This window comes from Pseudomonas sp. MF09156, from assembly GCF_059862305.1.
The window spans coordinates 319,845-336,389 of sequence record NZ_JCBCUR010000001.1 but is presented as its reverse complement, the minus strand read 5'-3'; the positions used below and the strand labels follow the sequence as shown (position 1 = coordinate 336,389).

Below are 16,545 nucleotides of genomic sequence, written 5' to 3'. Positions count from 1 at the left end.
CGCTATCGCAGGCAAGCCAGCTCCCACACAAGCCCTCTCCCACATAAGCCCTCTCCCACATGTTGACCGCGCCGGGCCCGTCACACCGTGCTGCGATCGCGGCGCATCCACATCTCAAAGGCCATGGCATTCAATGGCCGGCTGATCAGGTAGCCCTGGGCGGTGTCGCAATTCCATTGTTTGAGCAGCCTCAGGCTGGGTTCGAACTCCACCCCTTCGGCCACCACCTTGAGCCCCAGGTTGTGGCTCATCTCGATGGTCGAACGCACGATCACCGCGTCGCCGCTGGTGCTGTCGAGGTTGCGCACGAACGACTGGTCGATCTTCAGTTCCTGCACCGGCAAGCGCTGCAATTGGGCCAGGGACGAGTAGCCGGTACCGAAGTCGTCCACCGACAGGCTGATGCCACAGCCGCGCAATTGCTCGAGAATGCGCAACGCCTGTTCCGGGTTGTGCATGATCGCGCTTTCGGTGATCTCGAAAATCAACTGCCCGGCCAGCACCCCGTGCAGTTCCAGCAGCTCGGTGACCCGTGGTGCCAGCCCTTCATCGCCCAGGTCGTCCACCGAAATATTCAGCGACAGCTGCACTTCCAGCCCACGCACGCTCCACTCTGCCAACTGGCGGATCGCCTCTTCGATCACCCAGTGCGTCAGGCTGGCCATGCTGCCGGAGCGTTCGGCCAGGGGGATGAATTCGGCGGGGGATACCAGGCCCAGGGTCGGGTGCTGCCAGCGCAACAGCGCCTCGGCCTGGCGCACATAGCCGTGGCGCAGGTCGAGCTTGGGTTGATAACACAGGAACAGTTCGTCTTCGATGGCGGCGCGGCGCAGGTCGCGGATCAGACTGATCTGGCGTTGATGGGCGAGGTCTCGGTCCTGTTGATAAATCTGTAAATAGCCAGGCAGCGCGGCCGCGTCGTGACGGGCAATGGCGGCGCGGCTGATCAGCTCTTCGACCTGCTGGCCATCCTCGGGGTAGGCGGCAATGCCCATGCTCACTTCGTGGCGCAGTTCGTCGCCACCGACCCGCTGCGGCTCGGTCAACAGGCTGTACAGGCGGTCGGCGCGGGCCACGGCGCTGTCGAGCTTGGTGTTTTCCAGCAATACGAGGAATTCGCTGCCGGTAATGCGCGCCGCCGAATCCCCCGCCGCCAGGCTCGACAGCAGGCAGCGGCTGGCCTCACGCAGCATTTCCTCGACGCCCTGGGGGCCAAAGCCTTCGTTGATCACCCGGTAGTTTTCAATCCCCAGGTACAGCACTACCACCGGCCGCCGTGCACTGATCGCACTGCCCAGGCGTTCCATGGCCAGCGCGCGGTTGGGCAGGCCGGTCAGCGCATCGTGCAGGGCGTTGTGCGCCAACTGCCGCTCACGTACGGCAATGCCGCTTTGCATCGCGTTGAAGGCCCGGGCCAGCAGGCCGAACTCATCTTTGCCGCGCACCGCCACTGGGGTGCGGTAATCCCCGCCGCCAATACGCTCGGCCGCCTGCACCAGGGCATCGAGCGGGCGGGACACGCGGCGCGCCATCAACAGCGCGCCCACCAGCGAGACCAGCAGGGCTGCCAGGGCGATGCCGAGAAACTGCCGGTCCAGCGGCGCAAAGGATTGCAGGGCATGGTCCAGCGGGCTTTGCAGCAAAGCCATGACTTGCCCGCCATCACCGGTGTTGGCCAGGGGCAGGACCTGGCTGAGAAAACGCTGGCCGTGCAATTCGCTCATCTGCGCCAGCTCGGCGGTGCTCGATTCCTGCAGCGCCTGGATGATGGCCGGGCGGTCGGCCGAGGGCTGGGTGCTGAACAGGGTGCCCGGCTGCCCCTGGTCCATGCTCATGAACGACACCTCCAGATTGCTCAGGGAGCGCAATTCGGCGGCAAACACCTCATCCATGGAAAAGCCCATGACCACCCGCGCAATGGGCAGCGGGTCCAGCACCTCTTCCTGCACCAGCAAAAACGGCTGGCCGGCCAGGGCGACGATCAACATTTGCAGGGAGTTGCGCCGGGCATGGCGCAGTGCATCGGCATAGGGGAAGGCTTGCTGCGCCGGCACGCCAGCCAAAGTGCTGACGATGACCTGGCCATCGAGCCCCAGCACAAACACCTCGCTGGAACGGATCCCGCTGCCATGCCGGCGCAGGGCAGCGAGGATCGGTGCCGGCTGGCCCTCGGCGACCGCGCGGCGAAATTGCTCGTCCACCGTCAGCCAGTCCAGGCCGTATTGCAGGCGCCGTCCGCGCAGGTCCAGCAGGCGCTCGAACACCCGGCTGCCGGTCTCCAGTTGCACCTGGGCCTGGTTTTCCACGGCGCGGGTGGTGGCAACCTTCACGGCGAAGTACACCGCGCCCACCACCACTAGCAGCAATAACCCCAACACCCCGACCAGCCGCGTCTGGAAAGCGTGGCGCCACTTCATTCGCTTGCCTCCTGGCAGCGTGCCCGCGCCCCAGCTCAAGCGTCCTTTTGTCATACGCATCCCTCGCGACTGCAGACCCGGTGTCAAATAAATGCCCGTTCTCTCGGGGCATTTGGAAAACCCAGATTAGCCGCAGCCGGGCAGAAGTAAACCTAATAAATGCGGGCGCCTGGCTGACATTATTTTGACGACAGATCACCGTCTAAACCCCGCAGGCAGGCCTCAAATCGCCGTGTTTTTTTGCGCAAGAGAGTGCCGGTGCGCGGTGACTTGCCCGTTCCCGCAGCGGCACCGCGCTGACGTCGAAATATCATGCAATTTGTTGCTAACCACCCGCCGCCATTGAAACCACCGCTCACCTGCCCCATCTAACCTCCATACTTCACTATGCAGGTGCCCCATGAGCGACCAGCAAGAATTCCCCGATATCGACCTCAACGACTACGCCGACCCCGAAAACGCACAAACCCCGTCGTCCAACACCGGCCTGGCCCTGCCTGGGCAAAACCTGCCGGACAAGGTCTATATCATCCCGATCCACAACCGCCCGTTCTTCCCGGCGCAAGTGTTGCCGGTGATCGTCAATGAAGAACCCTGGGCCGAGACCCTGGAGCTGGTGAGCAAATCCGACCATCACTCCCTTGCGCTGTTCTTCATGGACACGCCACCCGAAGACCCACGGCATTTCGATACCTCCGCCCTGCCGCTGTACGGCACCCTGGTCAAGGTGCATCACGCCAGCCGCGAAAACGGCAAGCTGCAGTTCGTTGCCCAGGGCCTGACCCGCGTGCGCATCAAGACCTGGCTCAAGCATCACCGCCCACCGTACCTGGTGGAAGTCGAATACCCGCACCAGCCCAGCGAGCCGACCGATGAGGTCAAGGCCTACGGCATGGCGCTGATCAATGCGATCAAGGAACTGCTGCCGCTCAACCCGCTGTACAGCGAAGAGCTGAAGAACTACCTCAACCGCTTCAGCCCCAACGACCCGTCGCCCCTGACCGACTTCGCCGCCGCACTGACCTCGGCCACCGGCAACGAGTTGCAGGAAGTGCTGGACTGCGTGCCGATGCTCAAGCGCATGGAAAAAGTCTTGCCGATGCTGCGCAAAGAGGTGGAAGTTGCGCGCCTGCAAAAGGAAATCTCCGCCGAGGTGAACCGCAAGATCGGCGAGCACCAGCGCGAGTTCTTCCTCAAGGAACAGCTCAAGGTGATCCAGCAGGAGCTGGGGCTGACCAAGGACGACCGCAGTGCCGACGTCGAGCAGTTCGAGCAACGCCTGGAAGGCAAGGTGCTGCCGGCCCAGGCGCAGAAGCGCATTGATGAAGAGCTGAACAAGCTGTCGATCCTCGAGACCGGATCGCCGGAGTACGCGGTGACGCGCAATTACCTGGACTGGGCCACTTCGGTGCCGTGGGGCGTGTATGGCGAGGACAAGCTCGACCTCAAGCACGCACGCAAAGTCCTGGATAAACACCATGCGGGGCTGGACGACATCAAGAGTCGCATCCTCGAGTTCCTTGCCGTGGGCGCCTATAAAGGCGAGGTCGCCGGCTCCATCGTGCTGCTGGTGGGCCCGCCGGGCGTGGGCAAGACCAGCGTCGGCAAATCGATTGCCGAGTCCCTGGGGCGGCCGTTCTACCGCTTCAGCGTCGGCGGCATGCGCGACGAGGCCGAGATCAAGGGCCATCGCCGCACCTACATCGGCGCCCTGCCGGGCAAGCTGGTGCAGGCGCTCAAAGATGTAGAAGTGATGAACCCGGTGATCATGCTCGACGAGATCGACAAGATGGGCCAGAGCTACCAGGGCGACCCGGCGTCGGCCCTGCTGGAAACCCTCGACCCGGAACAGAACGTCGAATTCCTCGACCACTACCTGGACCTGCGCCTGGACCTGTCCAAAGTGCTGTTCGTGTGTACCGCCAACACCCTGGACTCGATCCCCGGCCCGTTGCTGGACCGCATGGAAGTGATTCGCCTGTCGGGCTACATCACCGAAGAAAAAGTCGCCATCGCCAAGCGCCACCTGTGGCCCAAGCAGCTGGAAAAAGCCGGTGTGGCAAAAACCAGCCTGAGCATCACCGACGGCGCCCTGCGCGCGTTGATCGACGGCTATGCCCGCGAAGCCGGGGTGCGCCAGTTGGAGAAGCAACTGGGCAAGCTGGTACGCAAGGCGGTGGTCAAGCTGCTGGATGAGCCGGACTCGGTGATCAAGATCGGCAACAAGGACCTGGAAAGCTCCCTGGGCATGCCGGTGTTTCGTAACGAGCAGGTACTGTCGGGCACGGGTGTCATCACCGGCCTGGCCTGGACCAGCATGGGTGGCGCCACCTTGCCGATCGAGGCGACGCGCATCCACACGCTCAATCGCGGCTTCAAGCTCACCGGGCAGTTGGGTGAAGTGATGAAGGAATCCGCCGAAATCGCCTACAGCTACATCAGCTCCAACCTGAAGTCGTTTGGCGGTGACCCGAAGTTCTTCGACGAAGCCTTCGTGCACCTGCACGTGCCGGAAGGTGCGACGCCCAAGGACGGCCCGAGTGCCGGGGTGACCATGGCCAGTGCGTTGCTCTCGCTGGCACGCAACCAGCCGCCGAAAAAAGGCGTGGCCATGACCGGCGAACTGACCCTGACCGGGCATGTACTGCCGATTGGCGGCGTGCGCGAGAAGGTAATTGCGGCGCGGCGGCAGAAGATCCATGAACTGATCCTGCCGGAGCCCAACCGCGGCAGCTTTGAAGAGTTGCCGGAGTACCTCAAGGAAGGCATGACGGTGCACTTTGCCAAGCGGTTTGCGGATGTGGCGAAGGTGTTGTTCTGATAGTTCTGTAGCGCCTGCACTGGCCTCATCGCGGGCAAGCCCGCTCCTACAGTTGGAATGCGTACTCTGTAGGAGCGGGCTTGCCCGCGATAGGGCCAGCACGGCCAACATCAAAACCCTGCTGTAACACCTTGTCTCATCTTCGGTTATGCTCGCCCTTCGTCGCCAATAAACGGAGCCTTCATGACCGCTGCCCGCCTGCTTCTTGCGCTAAGCCTCGCCCTGCTCGGGGCTTGCGCCAGTGCACCGAAGCAAAACGTCACCGTCGAAAAACAGAGCGCCTGCCCGCTCAAGCTCAAGGCCGGGCAAAACCTGACCCTGACCTTGCCGAGCAACCCCACCACCGGTTATCGCTGGGCGATCCAGGATTCGGCCGGCGGCGTGCTGCGCAGCCTCGGCCCCGAGGTCTACAGCAACCCCGAGGACGCCGGCGTGGTGGGTGCCGCCGGGCAATCCACCTGGCGCTTCCAGGCCTTTACCCCAGGCAGTGGCCGCCTGCGCCTGACTTCCCAACAACCCTGGGCCCCGGAAGTGAATCCGGTGGACACCTTTGACTGCGCCATTACGGTGAACTGATATGCCATGGATGATTCTTGCGTTGATGGGTGCCGGTACCTTTATCTACGGTCTGAGCACGCATGCCACCTTGCTTTGCCTGTTGGTCAAGCCGCTACCGGTGCTGGCGATGCTGGGCTGGCTGCATGACGCGCCGCCCAGCGACTATCGACGCTGGATCAGCCTGGGGTTGATTTTCTCCGTAGTGGGCGATGTGTTGCTGGCCTGGCCCGGCGACCTGTTTATCTTCGGCCTGGGCGCGTTTTTGTTCGCGCACCTGGCGTACCTCAAGGCCTACTTCAGCGACTGCCGCCGCCCGGCCCTGTTGCCACTGGCCCTGGCGCTGGGGGTTGGGGCAATTTTGTTGAGCATCCTGATTTCCCACGGCCTGGGCGATTTGCTGATTCCGGTGGTGGTGTACGCGTTGGTGATCAGCGCCATGCTCTGGCGTGCGCTGGCTCGCCTGGGTAGCGACGTGCCCAAGCGCTCGGCACAGCTGGCGGCCATCGGCGCGGCGTTGTTTGTGTTTTCCGACACGCTGATCGGCATCAACCGCTTTGTGGTGACCTTAGATGCGGCGCCGTATCTGTTGATCATCACCTACTGGTTGGGGCAATGGGGCATCACCGCATCGGCTTTCCATCAGACAACCCGCGCATCGCCTCGCCAACCTGGCTAAAATGCCGGCCTTTTCCACTTCGTCGCCGGAACAGCCGTGAGCAAAGAACCCGATCGCCTATTCGCCCAGCCCTTGCCCCAGGTGCCGGACTTCGCCTTTAACGAGGACGTGGTGCGGGTGTTCCCGGACATGATCAAGCGTTCGGTGCCCGGTTACCCGACCATTGTCGAGAACCTCGGCGTACTGGCAGCGCAGTTCGCCCAGCCGGGCAGTGTGCTGTATGACCTGGGTTCGTCCCTGGGTGCGGTGACCCAGGCCCTGCGGCGCCATGTGCGCACCGACGGCTGCCGGGTGATCGCTGTGGATAACTCGGCGGCGATGGTCGAGCGCTGCCGCGAATACCTCAACGGCCAGGACTCGATGTTCCAGGAGCTGCTGCCGGTGGAGGTAATCGAAGGCGATATCCTCGCCCTGCAGTTCCAGCCGGCCTCGGTGGTGGCGCTGAATTTCACCCTGCAATTTATCGCCCCCGAGGAGCGCCTGGCGCTGCTTGGGCGGATTCGCCAGGCGCTGCTGCCCGGTGGCGCGCTGATTCTCTCGGAAAAACTGCGCTTCAATGATCCCGAAGAACATGCATTGCTCACCGATCTGCACGTGGCGTTCAAGCGCGCCAACGGCTACAGCGAACTGGAAATCGCCCAGAAGCGCAGCGCCATCGAAAACGTCATGAAGCCCGACAGCCTCGAAGAACACCGTGAACGCCTGCTGGCAGCCGGGTTCTCAAAAGTCGTGCCGTGGTTCCAGTGTCTTAACTTTGCCTCGTTGATTGCCTTGCCATGATTGATCTGTCTCCCCTCGCCCGCCATCTGGTCGGCACTCCCCTGGCCGTATGGGCCCAGGGCCTGCAAGCACAACTCGATGCAAAGATGGAAAAGGGCCATGGCGACCTGGCCCGCTGGCAAAGTGCGCTGGACGCCTTGCCCAAGATCCTGCCAAGCAAAATCGACCTGCTGAACGGCCTGACCCTGGACACCGATTGCGATGACGCAACCCGTGAGCAGATGCATGCCGCGCTGATGGGCCTGAGCCCGTGGCGCAAGGGGCCGTTCAACCTGTTCGGGGTGCATGTGGACACCGAATGGCGCTCGGACTGGAAATGGTCGCGGGTCGCGCCGCACCTGAACCTCAAAGGCAAGCGCATCCTCGATGTGGGCTGTGGCAACGGTTATTACATGTGGCGCATGCTCGGCGCCGGCGCCGACAGTGTGATTGGCGTGGATCCCAACTGGCTGTTCTTCTGCCAGTTCCAGGCGGTGCAGCGCTACCTGTCGGCCCCCAACGCCTGGCACCTGCCGTTCCCGTTCGAGGACCTGCCGCCGAACATGGAAGGTTTCGACACAGTGTTCTCCATGGGCGTGTTCTACCACCGCCGCTCGCCGATCGAGCATTTGCTGGCGCTCAAGGATTGCCTGGTCAAGGGAGGCGAACTGGTGCTTGAGACGTTGGTGATCGAGGGTGATCAACAACAGGTACTGGTGCCAGAAGACCGTTACGCACAGATGCGTAATGTGTGGTTCCTGCCTTCGGTGCCAGCGCTGATGCTCTGGCTGCGGCGTGCCGGGTTCAGCGAAGTGCGTTGCGTGGATGTGAGCGTGACCACGGTCGAGGAACAGCGTGGGACAGAGTGGATGAAGTATCAGTCCTTGAGTGACTTCCTCGACCCTGAAGATCACAGCAAGACGATTGAAGGGCTGCCGGCGCCGATGCGCGCGGTGATTATCGCCAAGAAGTAACCCCCACTCTTCCAGAAAACATGAAGATCAAAAATGTGGGAGCTGGCTTGCCTGCGATAGCGGTGGGTCAGCTACACATTTGGCAACTGGCAGACCGCTATCGCAGGCAAGCCAGCTCCCACATTGATTGGGTTTTCACATTGAGATCAGGTGCTGGGCTTGGCCCTTCTGGCCTTGAAGAACTCACTCAACACCGTCCCACACTCCTCGGCCAACACCCCGCCTTCATACAACACCCGGTGATTGAGAAAGCCCTGGCTGAAGAACTGCCCCTGGCTCTGCACAATCCCGGCCTTGGGCTCCAGCGCGCCGTACACCACCCGGGCGATGCGCGAGTGGACGATCAGCCCGGCGCACATGCTGCACGGCTCAAGGGTCACGTACAGCGTGCTGCCCGGCAGGCGGTAGTTGCTGACGGCCTGGGCCGCCGCGCGGATGGCGACCATCTCGGCATGGGCGCTCGGGTCGCTGCCGCTGATCGGGCAGTTGAAGCCGCGCCCGATGATTTCGCCGTCCTGCACCAGCACCGCGCCTACCGGTACTTCACCCAGGGCCGCGCCCTGGGCGGCAAGAGCCAGGGCTTCACGCATGAAGTCCTGGTCACGGCTGCGGTCGATGATCGCCGTGGGGCGAATCTGGCGCATCACGCCACCTCGATGGCGGCCATCAGGCCGGTTTCCATGTGGTCGATCACATGGCAATGGAACATCCACACCCCGGGGTTATCCGCCACCAACGCCACGCGGGCGCGCTCGTTCTTGCCCAGCAGGTAGGTGTCGGTGAAGTACGGCGTCACTTTATGGCGGTTCGAGGCGATGACCTTGAAGCTCATGCCATGCAGGTGGATCGGGTGCTGGTACTGGGTCATGTTTTTCAATTCAAAGATGTAGCTCTTGCCCAACTCGAGCTTGGCAATCGGCCGGTCGGCGCAGGTCTTGTCGGTGATATCCCAGGCCTGGCCGTTGATCTGCCACAGGCTCGGCGGCCTGTTTTCGACGTTGACCGAGACCGAGCCGACCCATTCGAAATTGAAGTTGAGTTTCTCGGCATTGGCCAGGTCCGGCTCGGCAATCGGGTTGGCCGGCAACGCGGGCGGCCACTCGCCCGGCGCATCAGTATTAGCCACCGAGCGAAAGGTACCCAGGCGCACCGGGCCATTGCGGATCGACAGCTCTTCGCCGGCCGGCGGAGCCTTGATTGCCAGGCAAATGCGCATGCCCGGGCCTAGCCAGTATTCCTTGCCCAAAGGCCGTGGCTCGATGGGGTTGCCGTCCAGCGCATAGATCTGCGCCTGGGCGTTGGGAATGTTCAGGCGATAGGTCAGGGTGTTGTCGAGGTTGAGCAGGCGCACCCGGGTGATTTGCCCGGCAGGCAGGTCGATGACCGCCTGCGGCACACCGTTGATGGTCGACAGGCGCCCGGCCGTACCGCCACGGGCTGCTTCGCGGGGGATGCTGAACTCGACAAATTCACCCTGCTCGTCGATATGCCAGTTTTTCAGGCTCAGGGTGCGTTCGTGCTGGAAGCCGGTGGGCTCGCGCTCCTCGACAATCAATGGGCCGACCAGGCCACGGCCCAGTTCTTCGCTGCTGCTGACATGGGGGTGATACCAGTAGCTGCCGGCGTCGGGCACGCGGAACTGGTAGTCGAAATACTCGCCAGGCAGTACCGGCAATTGCGAGACGTACGGCACGCCGTCCATTTCCAGGGGCAGGCGGATGCCGTGCCAGTGGATGGTGGTGGCAACGGGCAGGTGGTTGATAAAGCGCACCCGCAGCCATTCGCCCTGGCGTACACGCAACTCGGTGCCCGGCGCCGAGGGGCCAAAGGCCCAGGCTTGGGTCTTGTGTCCCGGCACCAGTTCCACGTCCAACGGTGCGGCAATCAACTCGTAATCACGCCCGGCGCTGGCGTCCGCGACTTTCCCCAGCCAGTAGCGATAGGCGCCACCGGCACCGACACCCACCACTGCCAGGCCGGCGAGGCCACCAAGGATTTGTCGACGGGAAAAGGATCGGGACACAACAACCTCACGGATCTGCGCGGGCCCAGGGCCCGCAAAGGGCAAATACGATACACCCCTGCTGGCTAAACAGTAAGGCTTCGCATTGCCGCATGTGGGAAAGGGCCCGCTCCCACACAAGCCCGTCCCACGTTGGATCTTCAGCGTTGGTTAGGGCTTGGCGGCGGCCAGGATCAGCGCTTTCATCTCAGCGACCGCGCCCTTGAAACCGACGAACAGCGCATGGGCGACCAGGGCGTGGCCGATGTTCAGTTCGTTGATGCCCTTGATCGCCGCCACGGCTTCGACGTTGTGGTAGTGCAGGCCATGGCCGGCGTTGACGACCAGGCCCTCACGCAGGCCGCAGGCCACGCCGTCGATGATGCGTTGCAGTTCGTCGGCGACTTCGGTCGGGGTTGTGGCATCGGCGTAGCGCCCGGTGTGCAACTCAATGGCCGGGGCGCCCACACGGCGCGAGGCTTCGATCTGCCGTTCGTCGGCGTCGATAAACAGCGAGACTTCACTGCCGATCTGCGACAGGCGCTCGACGGCGGCTTTGATCCGCGCTTCCTGGCCGGCCACATCCAGGCCGCCTTCGGTGGTCAGTTCCTGGCGGGTTTCCGGGACCAGGCAGATATGTGCCGGGCGGATGCGCTCGGCGAAGGCCATCATTTCTTCGGTGATGCCCATTTCGAAGTTCATGCGGGTTTGCAGCACGTCCTTGAGCACCAGTACGTCGCGCTCCTGGATGTGCCGGCGGTCTTCGCGCAGGTGCACGGTGATACCGTCGGCGCCTGCTTCTTCGGCATCCAGCGCAGCCTTCACCGGATCAGGGTAGCGAGTGCCCCGGGCCTGGCGCAGGGTGGCGACGTGGTCGATGTTGACGCCAAGAAGAATGCGATTGCTGGTGGTCACGGAAGCGCTCCTGAAAAGGGAAAGAATCGGTGCACAGCATACACGGGGATGTCAGGGCTTTCGAAACAACTCGCGACTGACCAATGGCCGACCGCCCAGATGCACGGCCAGGGCCTGGCGCATCAGGCGCTTGGCGGCAGACAGGGCGCCGGGGGCGCTCCAGTCGGCGTCGGCCATGGCCAGCAACTCGGTGCCCTGGAACAGGCCGGGTTGCAGCAGGTAGACGCGCTCCAGGCCGGCGTCCACTTGCAGGCGGTACATGCCGTCGCTGGCGATTGGCTCGCCGTGCAGGTCGTTGCTCAGTTCAAAACCGTAGCCCAGGTCGTCGAGCAGGCGCCATTCGAAGGCACGCAACAGCGGCTCCAGGGGACGGCCTTCGGCCAGGGCCAGCAAGGTGGCGGCGTAGTGATCGAACACCGCTGGGTGCGGGTCTTCCGCGGGCAAAAGACGGATCAGCAGTTCGTTGAGGTACAGGCCACTGAACAGCGCCTCGCCATTGAGCCAGGCCGAGGTGCCGATGCTTTCCAGGCGGCCGACGTTTTTCAGCTCGCCCTTGCCGCGAAACTCCACCTCCAGGGCCACGAATGGCCGCGCCAACGTGCCCGCCTTGCCCCGCGCGCTGCGCAGTACCGCGCGTAGCCGGCCTTGGGGCGTGAGGAAGTCCACCAGGGCGCTGGTCTCGCGGTAGGCGCGGCTGTGCAGGACGTAGGCGGGTTGGCTGGGGGGTGGGGTTGGGGACATGAATGTCTCTTCGCAGAACTTAAGAACAGCGATAAACCAATGTGGGACCTGTCTTGTGTGGGAGCTGGCTTGCCTGCGATGCAGACGCCTCGATGTGTCACGTAGACCGAGGCGATGCTATCGCAGGCAAGCCAGCTCCCACACAAGCCCGCTCCCACATTTTGTCCTGCGGTGTTACTGGTGACTGATTACAGGTCGCCGTAGCCCAGGGAGCGCAGTGCGCGCTCATCATCAGACCAGCCGCCCTTAACCTTCACCCACAGGTTAAGCATGATCTTGGAATCGAACAGCAATTCCATGTCCTTGCGCGCCTCGGTGCCGATGCGCTTGATGCGCTCGCCCTTGTCGCCAATGATGATTTTTTTCTGGCCGTCACGTTCGACGAGGATCAGCGCGTGGATATGCAGGGTCTTGCCCTGCTGCTTGAACTCTTCGATTTCCACGGTGATCTGGTACGGCAGCTCGGCGCCCATCTGGCGCATGATTTTCTCGCGTACCAGTTCGGCGGCAAGGAAACGGCTGCTGCGGTCGGTGATCTGGTCTTCCGGGAAGAAGTGCTCGTTCTCCGGCAGGTAGCCGGCGATCACCCGCTCCAGGGCTTCAAGGTTGTGCCCGTGCTGGGCCGAGATCGGCATGATCTGGGCGTTCGGCAGTTGTTCCTGCAACCAGCTCAGGTGCGGCATCAACTCGGCTTTGTCTTCGATACGGTCGGTCTTGTTCAGCGCGACGATCAACGGGCCGGTGACATACTGCACACGCTCCAGCACCATCTGGTCCTCATCGGTCCACTTGGTGCGGTCAACCACGAAGATCACCACGTCGACGTCTTTCAACGCCGCTGAAGCGGTCTTGTTCATGTAGCGATTCAGGGCTTTCTCGCCGCCTTTGTGCATGCCCGGGGTGTCGACATAGACCGCTTGCACGTTGCCTTCGGTCTTGATGCCCAGCATGTTGTGGCGGGTGGTCTGCGGCTTGCGCGAGGTGATCGCCAGCTTCTGCCCCAGGATATGGTTGAGCAGCGTGGACTTGCCCACGTTGGGACGGCCGACGATGGCAACATAGCCACAGCGTGTTGCGGTTGAATCAGTCATGGCCATTCTCCACGCCCAGGGCAATCAGTGCTGCAGCGGCCGCTACCTGTTCGGCAATACGACGGCTCACACCCTGACCTCGGCTTTTTTCGTTCAATAAGGTGACTTCGCACTCGACGAAGAACACACGGCAATGCGGCTCACCCTGGATATCCACCACTTCGTAGCGTGGCAGTTCGCAGCCGCGCGACTGCAAAAATTCCTGCAGCCGGGTCTTGGGATCCTTGTTGGTATCCACCAGGGTCAGGCTGTCGATTTCCGACGCCAGCCAGGCCATGACCCGCTCCTTGGCCACTTCCATCCCGGCATCGAGATAGATCGCGCCGATCAGGGCTTCCAGGGCATCGGCCAGGATCGACTCACGGCGGAAACCGCCGCTTTTCAACTCGCCGGAACCCAGGCGCAGGTATTCGCCCAAGTCAAAACCACGGGCCAGGACGGCCAGGGTCTCGCCTTTCACCAGGCGCGCGCGCAGGCGCGACAACTGGCCTTCACGGGCCAGGGGGAAGCGGTTGAACAGGGCTTCGCCAGCGGCGAAGTTGAGAATGGCATCACCGAGGAATTCCAGGCGTTCGTTGTTGCGCCCGGCAAAACTGCGGTGTGTGAGGGCAAGGACCATCAATTCCTGGTCCTTGAAGGTGTAACCGAGCTGACGCTCAAGACGACTCAAAGAAACGCTCACGGTTTACCTACTTTCAGTACGTGGCGGCAAAGGCCATCGACGATTAACGCTGTGTTCAAATTCAAATCCTGGCAATGCTGTGTGTTGCTCGAGGCCGGACCAATGTCCAAGCCCCAGAAAAGCATTCGGCGCTGTGTTCACAGCGCCGCATGGATTACTTGATCAGCCCCACCCGCGAGAAGTTCGGCAGGTGGCTGAGCTTGGGTTCGGGCCAGCTCATCCAGACCGCGAAGGCCTTGCCGACGATATTCTGGTCGGGAACCATGCCCAGCAGCTCCTTGGGAATGCTTGGATCATCCCAGTAGCGGCTGTCATTGGAGTTGTCGCGGTTGTCGCCCATCATGAAGTAGTGCCCGGCAGGCACGGTCCACTGGTTGTCGGGCGGCGAACGGTAGCGGCTCATTTCCTTGCGGATCTGGTGCTCTACCGCCCCGAGTTTTTCCTCGTACAGCTCGGCGCTGCCCAGGGTGTTCGGCTCGGAACCGATGAGTTTCTCGGCCACCGATTCGCCATTGACGAACAGGCGCTTGTCGCTGGTGTAGCGGATCACGTCACCCGGCAGGCCGACCACACGCTTGATGTAGTTGACGTTCGGGTCGCTTGGGTAGCGGAACACCATCACATCGCCGCGCTGCGGGTCACCCACCTCGATGATTTTCTTGTCGATCACCGGCAAGCGGATCCCGTAGGAAAATTTGTTCACCAGGATGAAGTCGCCCACATCCAGGGTTGGTTTCATCGAGCCCGAAGGAATCTGGAACGGCTCTACCAGAAACGAGCGCAGCACCAGCACGATGAACAACACCGGGAAGAACGACTTGCCGTATTCAACCAGCAAAGGCTCTTTGTTCAGCTTCTCGATCACTACGCCATCGGGCTGGCTGACGCTGCCCTGATAGGACGCGATGGCCGCCCGACGACGCGGGGCGAAGAACAGCAGATCGAGCAGCGCCAGGAGACCACAGACGGCAACGGCGATGACCAGCAACAGCGGGAAATTTAGTGACATAGGACCTAACTATCCAACCTGAGCACCGCAAGGAAGGCTTCTTGTGGAATTTCCACGTTGCCCACTTGCTTCATGCGTTTTTTACCGGCCTTTTGCTTCTCGAGCAGCTTGCGCTTACGGCTCACGTCGCCGCCATAGCATTTGGCCAGTACGTTCTTTCTGAGTGCCTTGACGGAAGTCCGCGCAATGATCTGCCCGCCAATGGCGGCCTGGATCGCGACGTCGAACATCTGGCGCGGAATCAGTTCTTTCATCTTCTCGGTCAGTTGGCGACCTTTGTAGTGCGCATTGTCCTTGTGGACGATGAGCGCCAGGGCATCAACCTTGTCACCGTTGATCAATACATCGAGCTTCACCAGATTAGCCGATTGATAACGGTCGAAATGGTAATCCAGCGAAGCATAGCCGCGACTGGTGGATTTGAGACGGTCAAAGAAGTCCAGGACCACTTCGTTCATCGGCAAATCGTAGGTCACTTGGACCTGGGTACCGAGGAACAGCATGTCGTGCTGCACGCCACGCTTTTCGATACACAGGGTAATGACGTTGCCCAGGTGTTCCTGCGGCACGAGAATATTGGCGCGCACGATCGGTTCGCGCATATCTTCGATGGACGACAGATCCGGCAACTTGGACGGGTTGTCGACGTAAATCGTTTCACCGGTTTTCAGCGCCAGCTCAAAAATAACGGTTGGCGCGGTGGTGATCAGGTCCAGGTCGTACTCGCGCTCCAGGCGCTCCTGGATGATCTCCATGTGCAGCATGCCCAGGAACCCGCAGCGGAAGCCGAAGCCCAGGGCGTCGGAGCTTTCCGGGGTGTACTGCAACGACGAGTCGTTGAGGGTCAGCTTTTGCAGGGCTTCGCGAAAATCCTCGAAGTCGTCGGAGCTGACCGGGAACAGACCGGCATAAACCTGTGGCTGGATGCGCTTGAAACCTGGCAGCACATCGACATCAGGCGTCGAGCTCAAGGTCAGGGTGTCACCGACCGGCGCACCGTGGATGTCCTTGATACCGGCAATGATGAAGCCTACTTCACCGGCTTTCAGATCAGTGGTAGCGGTGTGCTTGGGGTTGAATACACCGACGCTGTCCACCAGGTGGATCTTGCCGGTGGACTTGACCAGAATCTTGTCGCCCTTCTTCACCCGGCCATGGCGCACGCGTACCAGGGACACAACGCCCAGGTAGTTGTCGAACCAGGAGTCGATGATCAACGCTTGCAGCGGATCTTCGTAGTTGCCGGTTGGCGCGGGAATGGTCTTGACCAGGCGCTCGAGCACTTCGTCGACACCCAGGCCAGTCTTGGCGCTGCACTCGACGGCGTCGGTGGCGTCAATGCCGATGATTTTTTCGATTTCTTCCTTCACGCGGTCCGGATCAGCCTGTGGCAGGTCGATCTTGTTCAGCACCGGCATGACTTCCAGGCCCTGCTCGATGGCGGTGTAGCAGTTGGCCACGGACTGGGCTTCTACGCCCTGGCCCGCATCCACTACCAGCAACGCGCCTTCACAGGCCGCCAGGGAACGGCTGACTTCATAGGTAAAGTCGACGTGGCCCGGGGTGTCAATGAAGTTCAGCTGGTACTTGATACCGTCTTTGGCGGTGTAGTACAGGGTAACGCTGTGGGCCTTGATGGTGATCCCGCGCTCGCGTTCGAGGTCCATGGAGTCCAGGACCTGGGCTTCCATTTCACGCTCGGCAAGGCCGCCGCACATCTGGATGAATCGATCGGCCAGCGTCGACTTACCATGGTCAATGTGGGCGATGATGGAGAAATTGCGGATATGACTCAAATCACTCACGGATCAACACTCAAAAAGGCTGCAGGCAGATTGCCCGCTGAAAAATAGCCGGGAATTGTACCTGATGCTCGGGCCAGACGTCATCTTTGGCGACC

Annotated in this window: 14 protein-coding genes; 5 read left to right on the top strand and 9 right to left on the bottom strand. The window is 61.9% G+C overall.

From position 1 onward, the window contains the following. Window positions 1-80: 80 nt before the first annotated feature. Window positions 81-2,417 carry a putative bifunctional diguanylate cyclase/phosphodiesterase gene (locus AC19YY_RS01550; RefSeq protein ID WP_170041801.1) on the bottom strand — a complete coding sequence of 779 codons (2,337 nt, stop codon included), beginning with the start codon at window positions 2,415-2,417 and terminating at the stop codon, window positions 81-83. A gap of 400 nt (window positions 2,418-2,817) precedes the next feature. Here AC19YY_RS01550 and lon point away from each other — a divergent pair, with 400 nt between their 5' ends. The 5 genes from lon (at window position 2,818) to cmoB (ending at window position 8,205) form a co-directional block, all read left to right on the top strand. Then, a complete protein-coding gene (gene lon / locus AC19YY_RS01545; RefSeq protein ID WP_262376934.1) occupies window positions 2,818-5,238 on the top strand; it encodes an endopeptidase La in 2,421 nt (806 codons plus the stop codon). Window positions 5,239-5,421: 183 nt separating this feature from the next. Further along, complete coding sequence (locus AC19YY_RS01540; RefSeq protein ID WP_169954495.1) at window positions 5,422-5,814, top strand: protease inhibitor I42 family protein; 393 nt, start codon at window positions 5,422-5,424, stop codon at window positions 5,812-5,814. Window position 5,815: 1 nt separating this feature from the next. Beyond that, a complete protein-coding gene (locus AC19YY_RS01535; protein WP_500603791.1) occupies window positions 5,816-6,472 on the top strand; it encodes a lysoplasmalogenase in 657 nt (218 codons plus the stop codon). A gap of 36 nt (window positions 6,473-6,508) precedes the next feature. Then, window positions 6,509-7,252, top strand: a complete 744-nt coding sequence (gene cmoA / locus AC19YY_RS01530; protein WP_169954497.1) for a carboxy-S-adenosyl-L-methionine synthase CmoA — start codon at window positions 6,509-6,511, stop codon at window positions 7,250-7,252. After that, window positions 7,249-8,205 (top strand): tRNA 5-methoxyuridine(34)/uridine 5-oxyacetic acid(34) synthase CmoB, encoded by a 957-nt coding sequence (cmoB, locus tag AC19YY_RS01525; RefSeq protein ID WP_170041800.1) that lies wholly within the window; start codon window positions 7,249-7,251, stop codon window positions 8,203-8,205. The genes cmoA and cmoB overlap by 4 nt, the downstream gene beginning before the upstream one ends. A gap of 146 nt (window positions 8,206-8,351) precedes the next feature. On the opposite strand, the gene tadA is transcribed toward cmoB, so the two are convergent. From tadA to lepA, 8 genes are all read right to left on the bottom strand, one after another. Continuing rightward, window positions 8,352-8,849 (bottom strand): tRNA adenosine(34) deaminase TadA, encoded by a 498-nt coding sequence (tadA, locus tag AC19YY_RS01520; RefSeq protein ID WP_169954499.1) that lies wholly within the window; start codon window positions 8,847-8,849, stop codon window positions 8,352-8,354. Continuing rightward, the gene (locus tag AC19YY_RS01515; RefSeq protein WP_169954500.1) at window positions 8,849-10,228 is read right to left on the bottom strand and encodes a multicopper oxidase domain-containing protein; all 1,380 of its coding nucleotides are present in this window, start codon (window positions 10,226-10,228) and stop codon (window positions 8,849-8,851) included. Before AC19YY_RS01515 ends, tadA begins: the two co-directional genes overlap by 1 nt. A 150-nt stretch (window positions 10,229-10,378) precedes the next feature. Further along, a complete protein-coding gene (gene pdxJ, locus AC19YY_RS01510) occupies window positions 10,379-11,122 on the bottom strand; it encodes a pyridoxine 5'-phosphate synthase (protein ID WP_432754579.1) in 744 nt (247 codons plus the stop codon). A gap of 51 nt (window positions 11,123-11,173) precedes the next feature. Beyond that, window positions 11,174-11,863 (bottom strand): DNA repair protein RecO, encoded by a 690-nt coding sequence (gene recO / locus AC19YY_RS01505; protein ID WP_500603790.1) that lies wholly within the window; start codon window positions 11,861-11,863, stop codon window positions 11,174-11,176. 188 nt (window positions 11,864-12,051) lie between these two features. Continuing rightward, window positions 12,052-12,954 carry a GTPase Era gene (gene era / locus AC19YY_RS01500; protein WP_029297473.1) on the bottom strand — a complete coding sequence of 301 codons (903 nt, stop codon included), beginning with the start codon at window positions 12,952-12,954 and terminating at the stop codon, window positions 12,052-12,054. Next, window positions 12,947-13,636, bottom strand: coding sequence for a ribonuclease III (rnc, locus tag AC19YY_RS01495; protein ID WP_029297476.1), 690 nt, complete (start codon window positions 13,634-13,636; stop codon window positions 12,947-12,949). Before rnc ends, era begins: the two co-directional genes overlap by 8 nt. A 154-nt stretch (window positions 13,637-13,790) precedes the next feature. Next, on the bottom strand, window positions 13,791-14,645 hold the full coding sequence (lepB, locus tag AC19YY_RS01490) for a signal peptidase I (protein WP_032859965.1): 855 nt from the start codon (window positions 14,643-14,645) through the stop codon (window positions 13,791-13,793). A gap of 5 nt (window positions 14,646-14,650) precedes the next feature. Continuing rightward, on the bottom strand, window positions 14,651-16,450 hold the full coding sequence (lepA, locus tag AC19YY_RS01485; protein WP_003210439.1) for a translation elongation factor 4: 1,800 nt from the start codon (window positions 16,448-16,450) through the stop codon (window positions 14,651-14,653). Window positions 16,451-16,545: the final 95 nt, after the last annotated feature.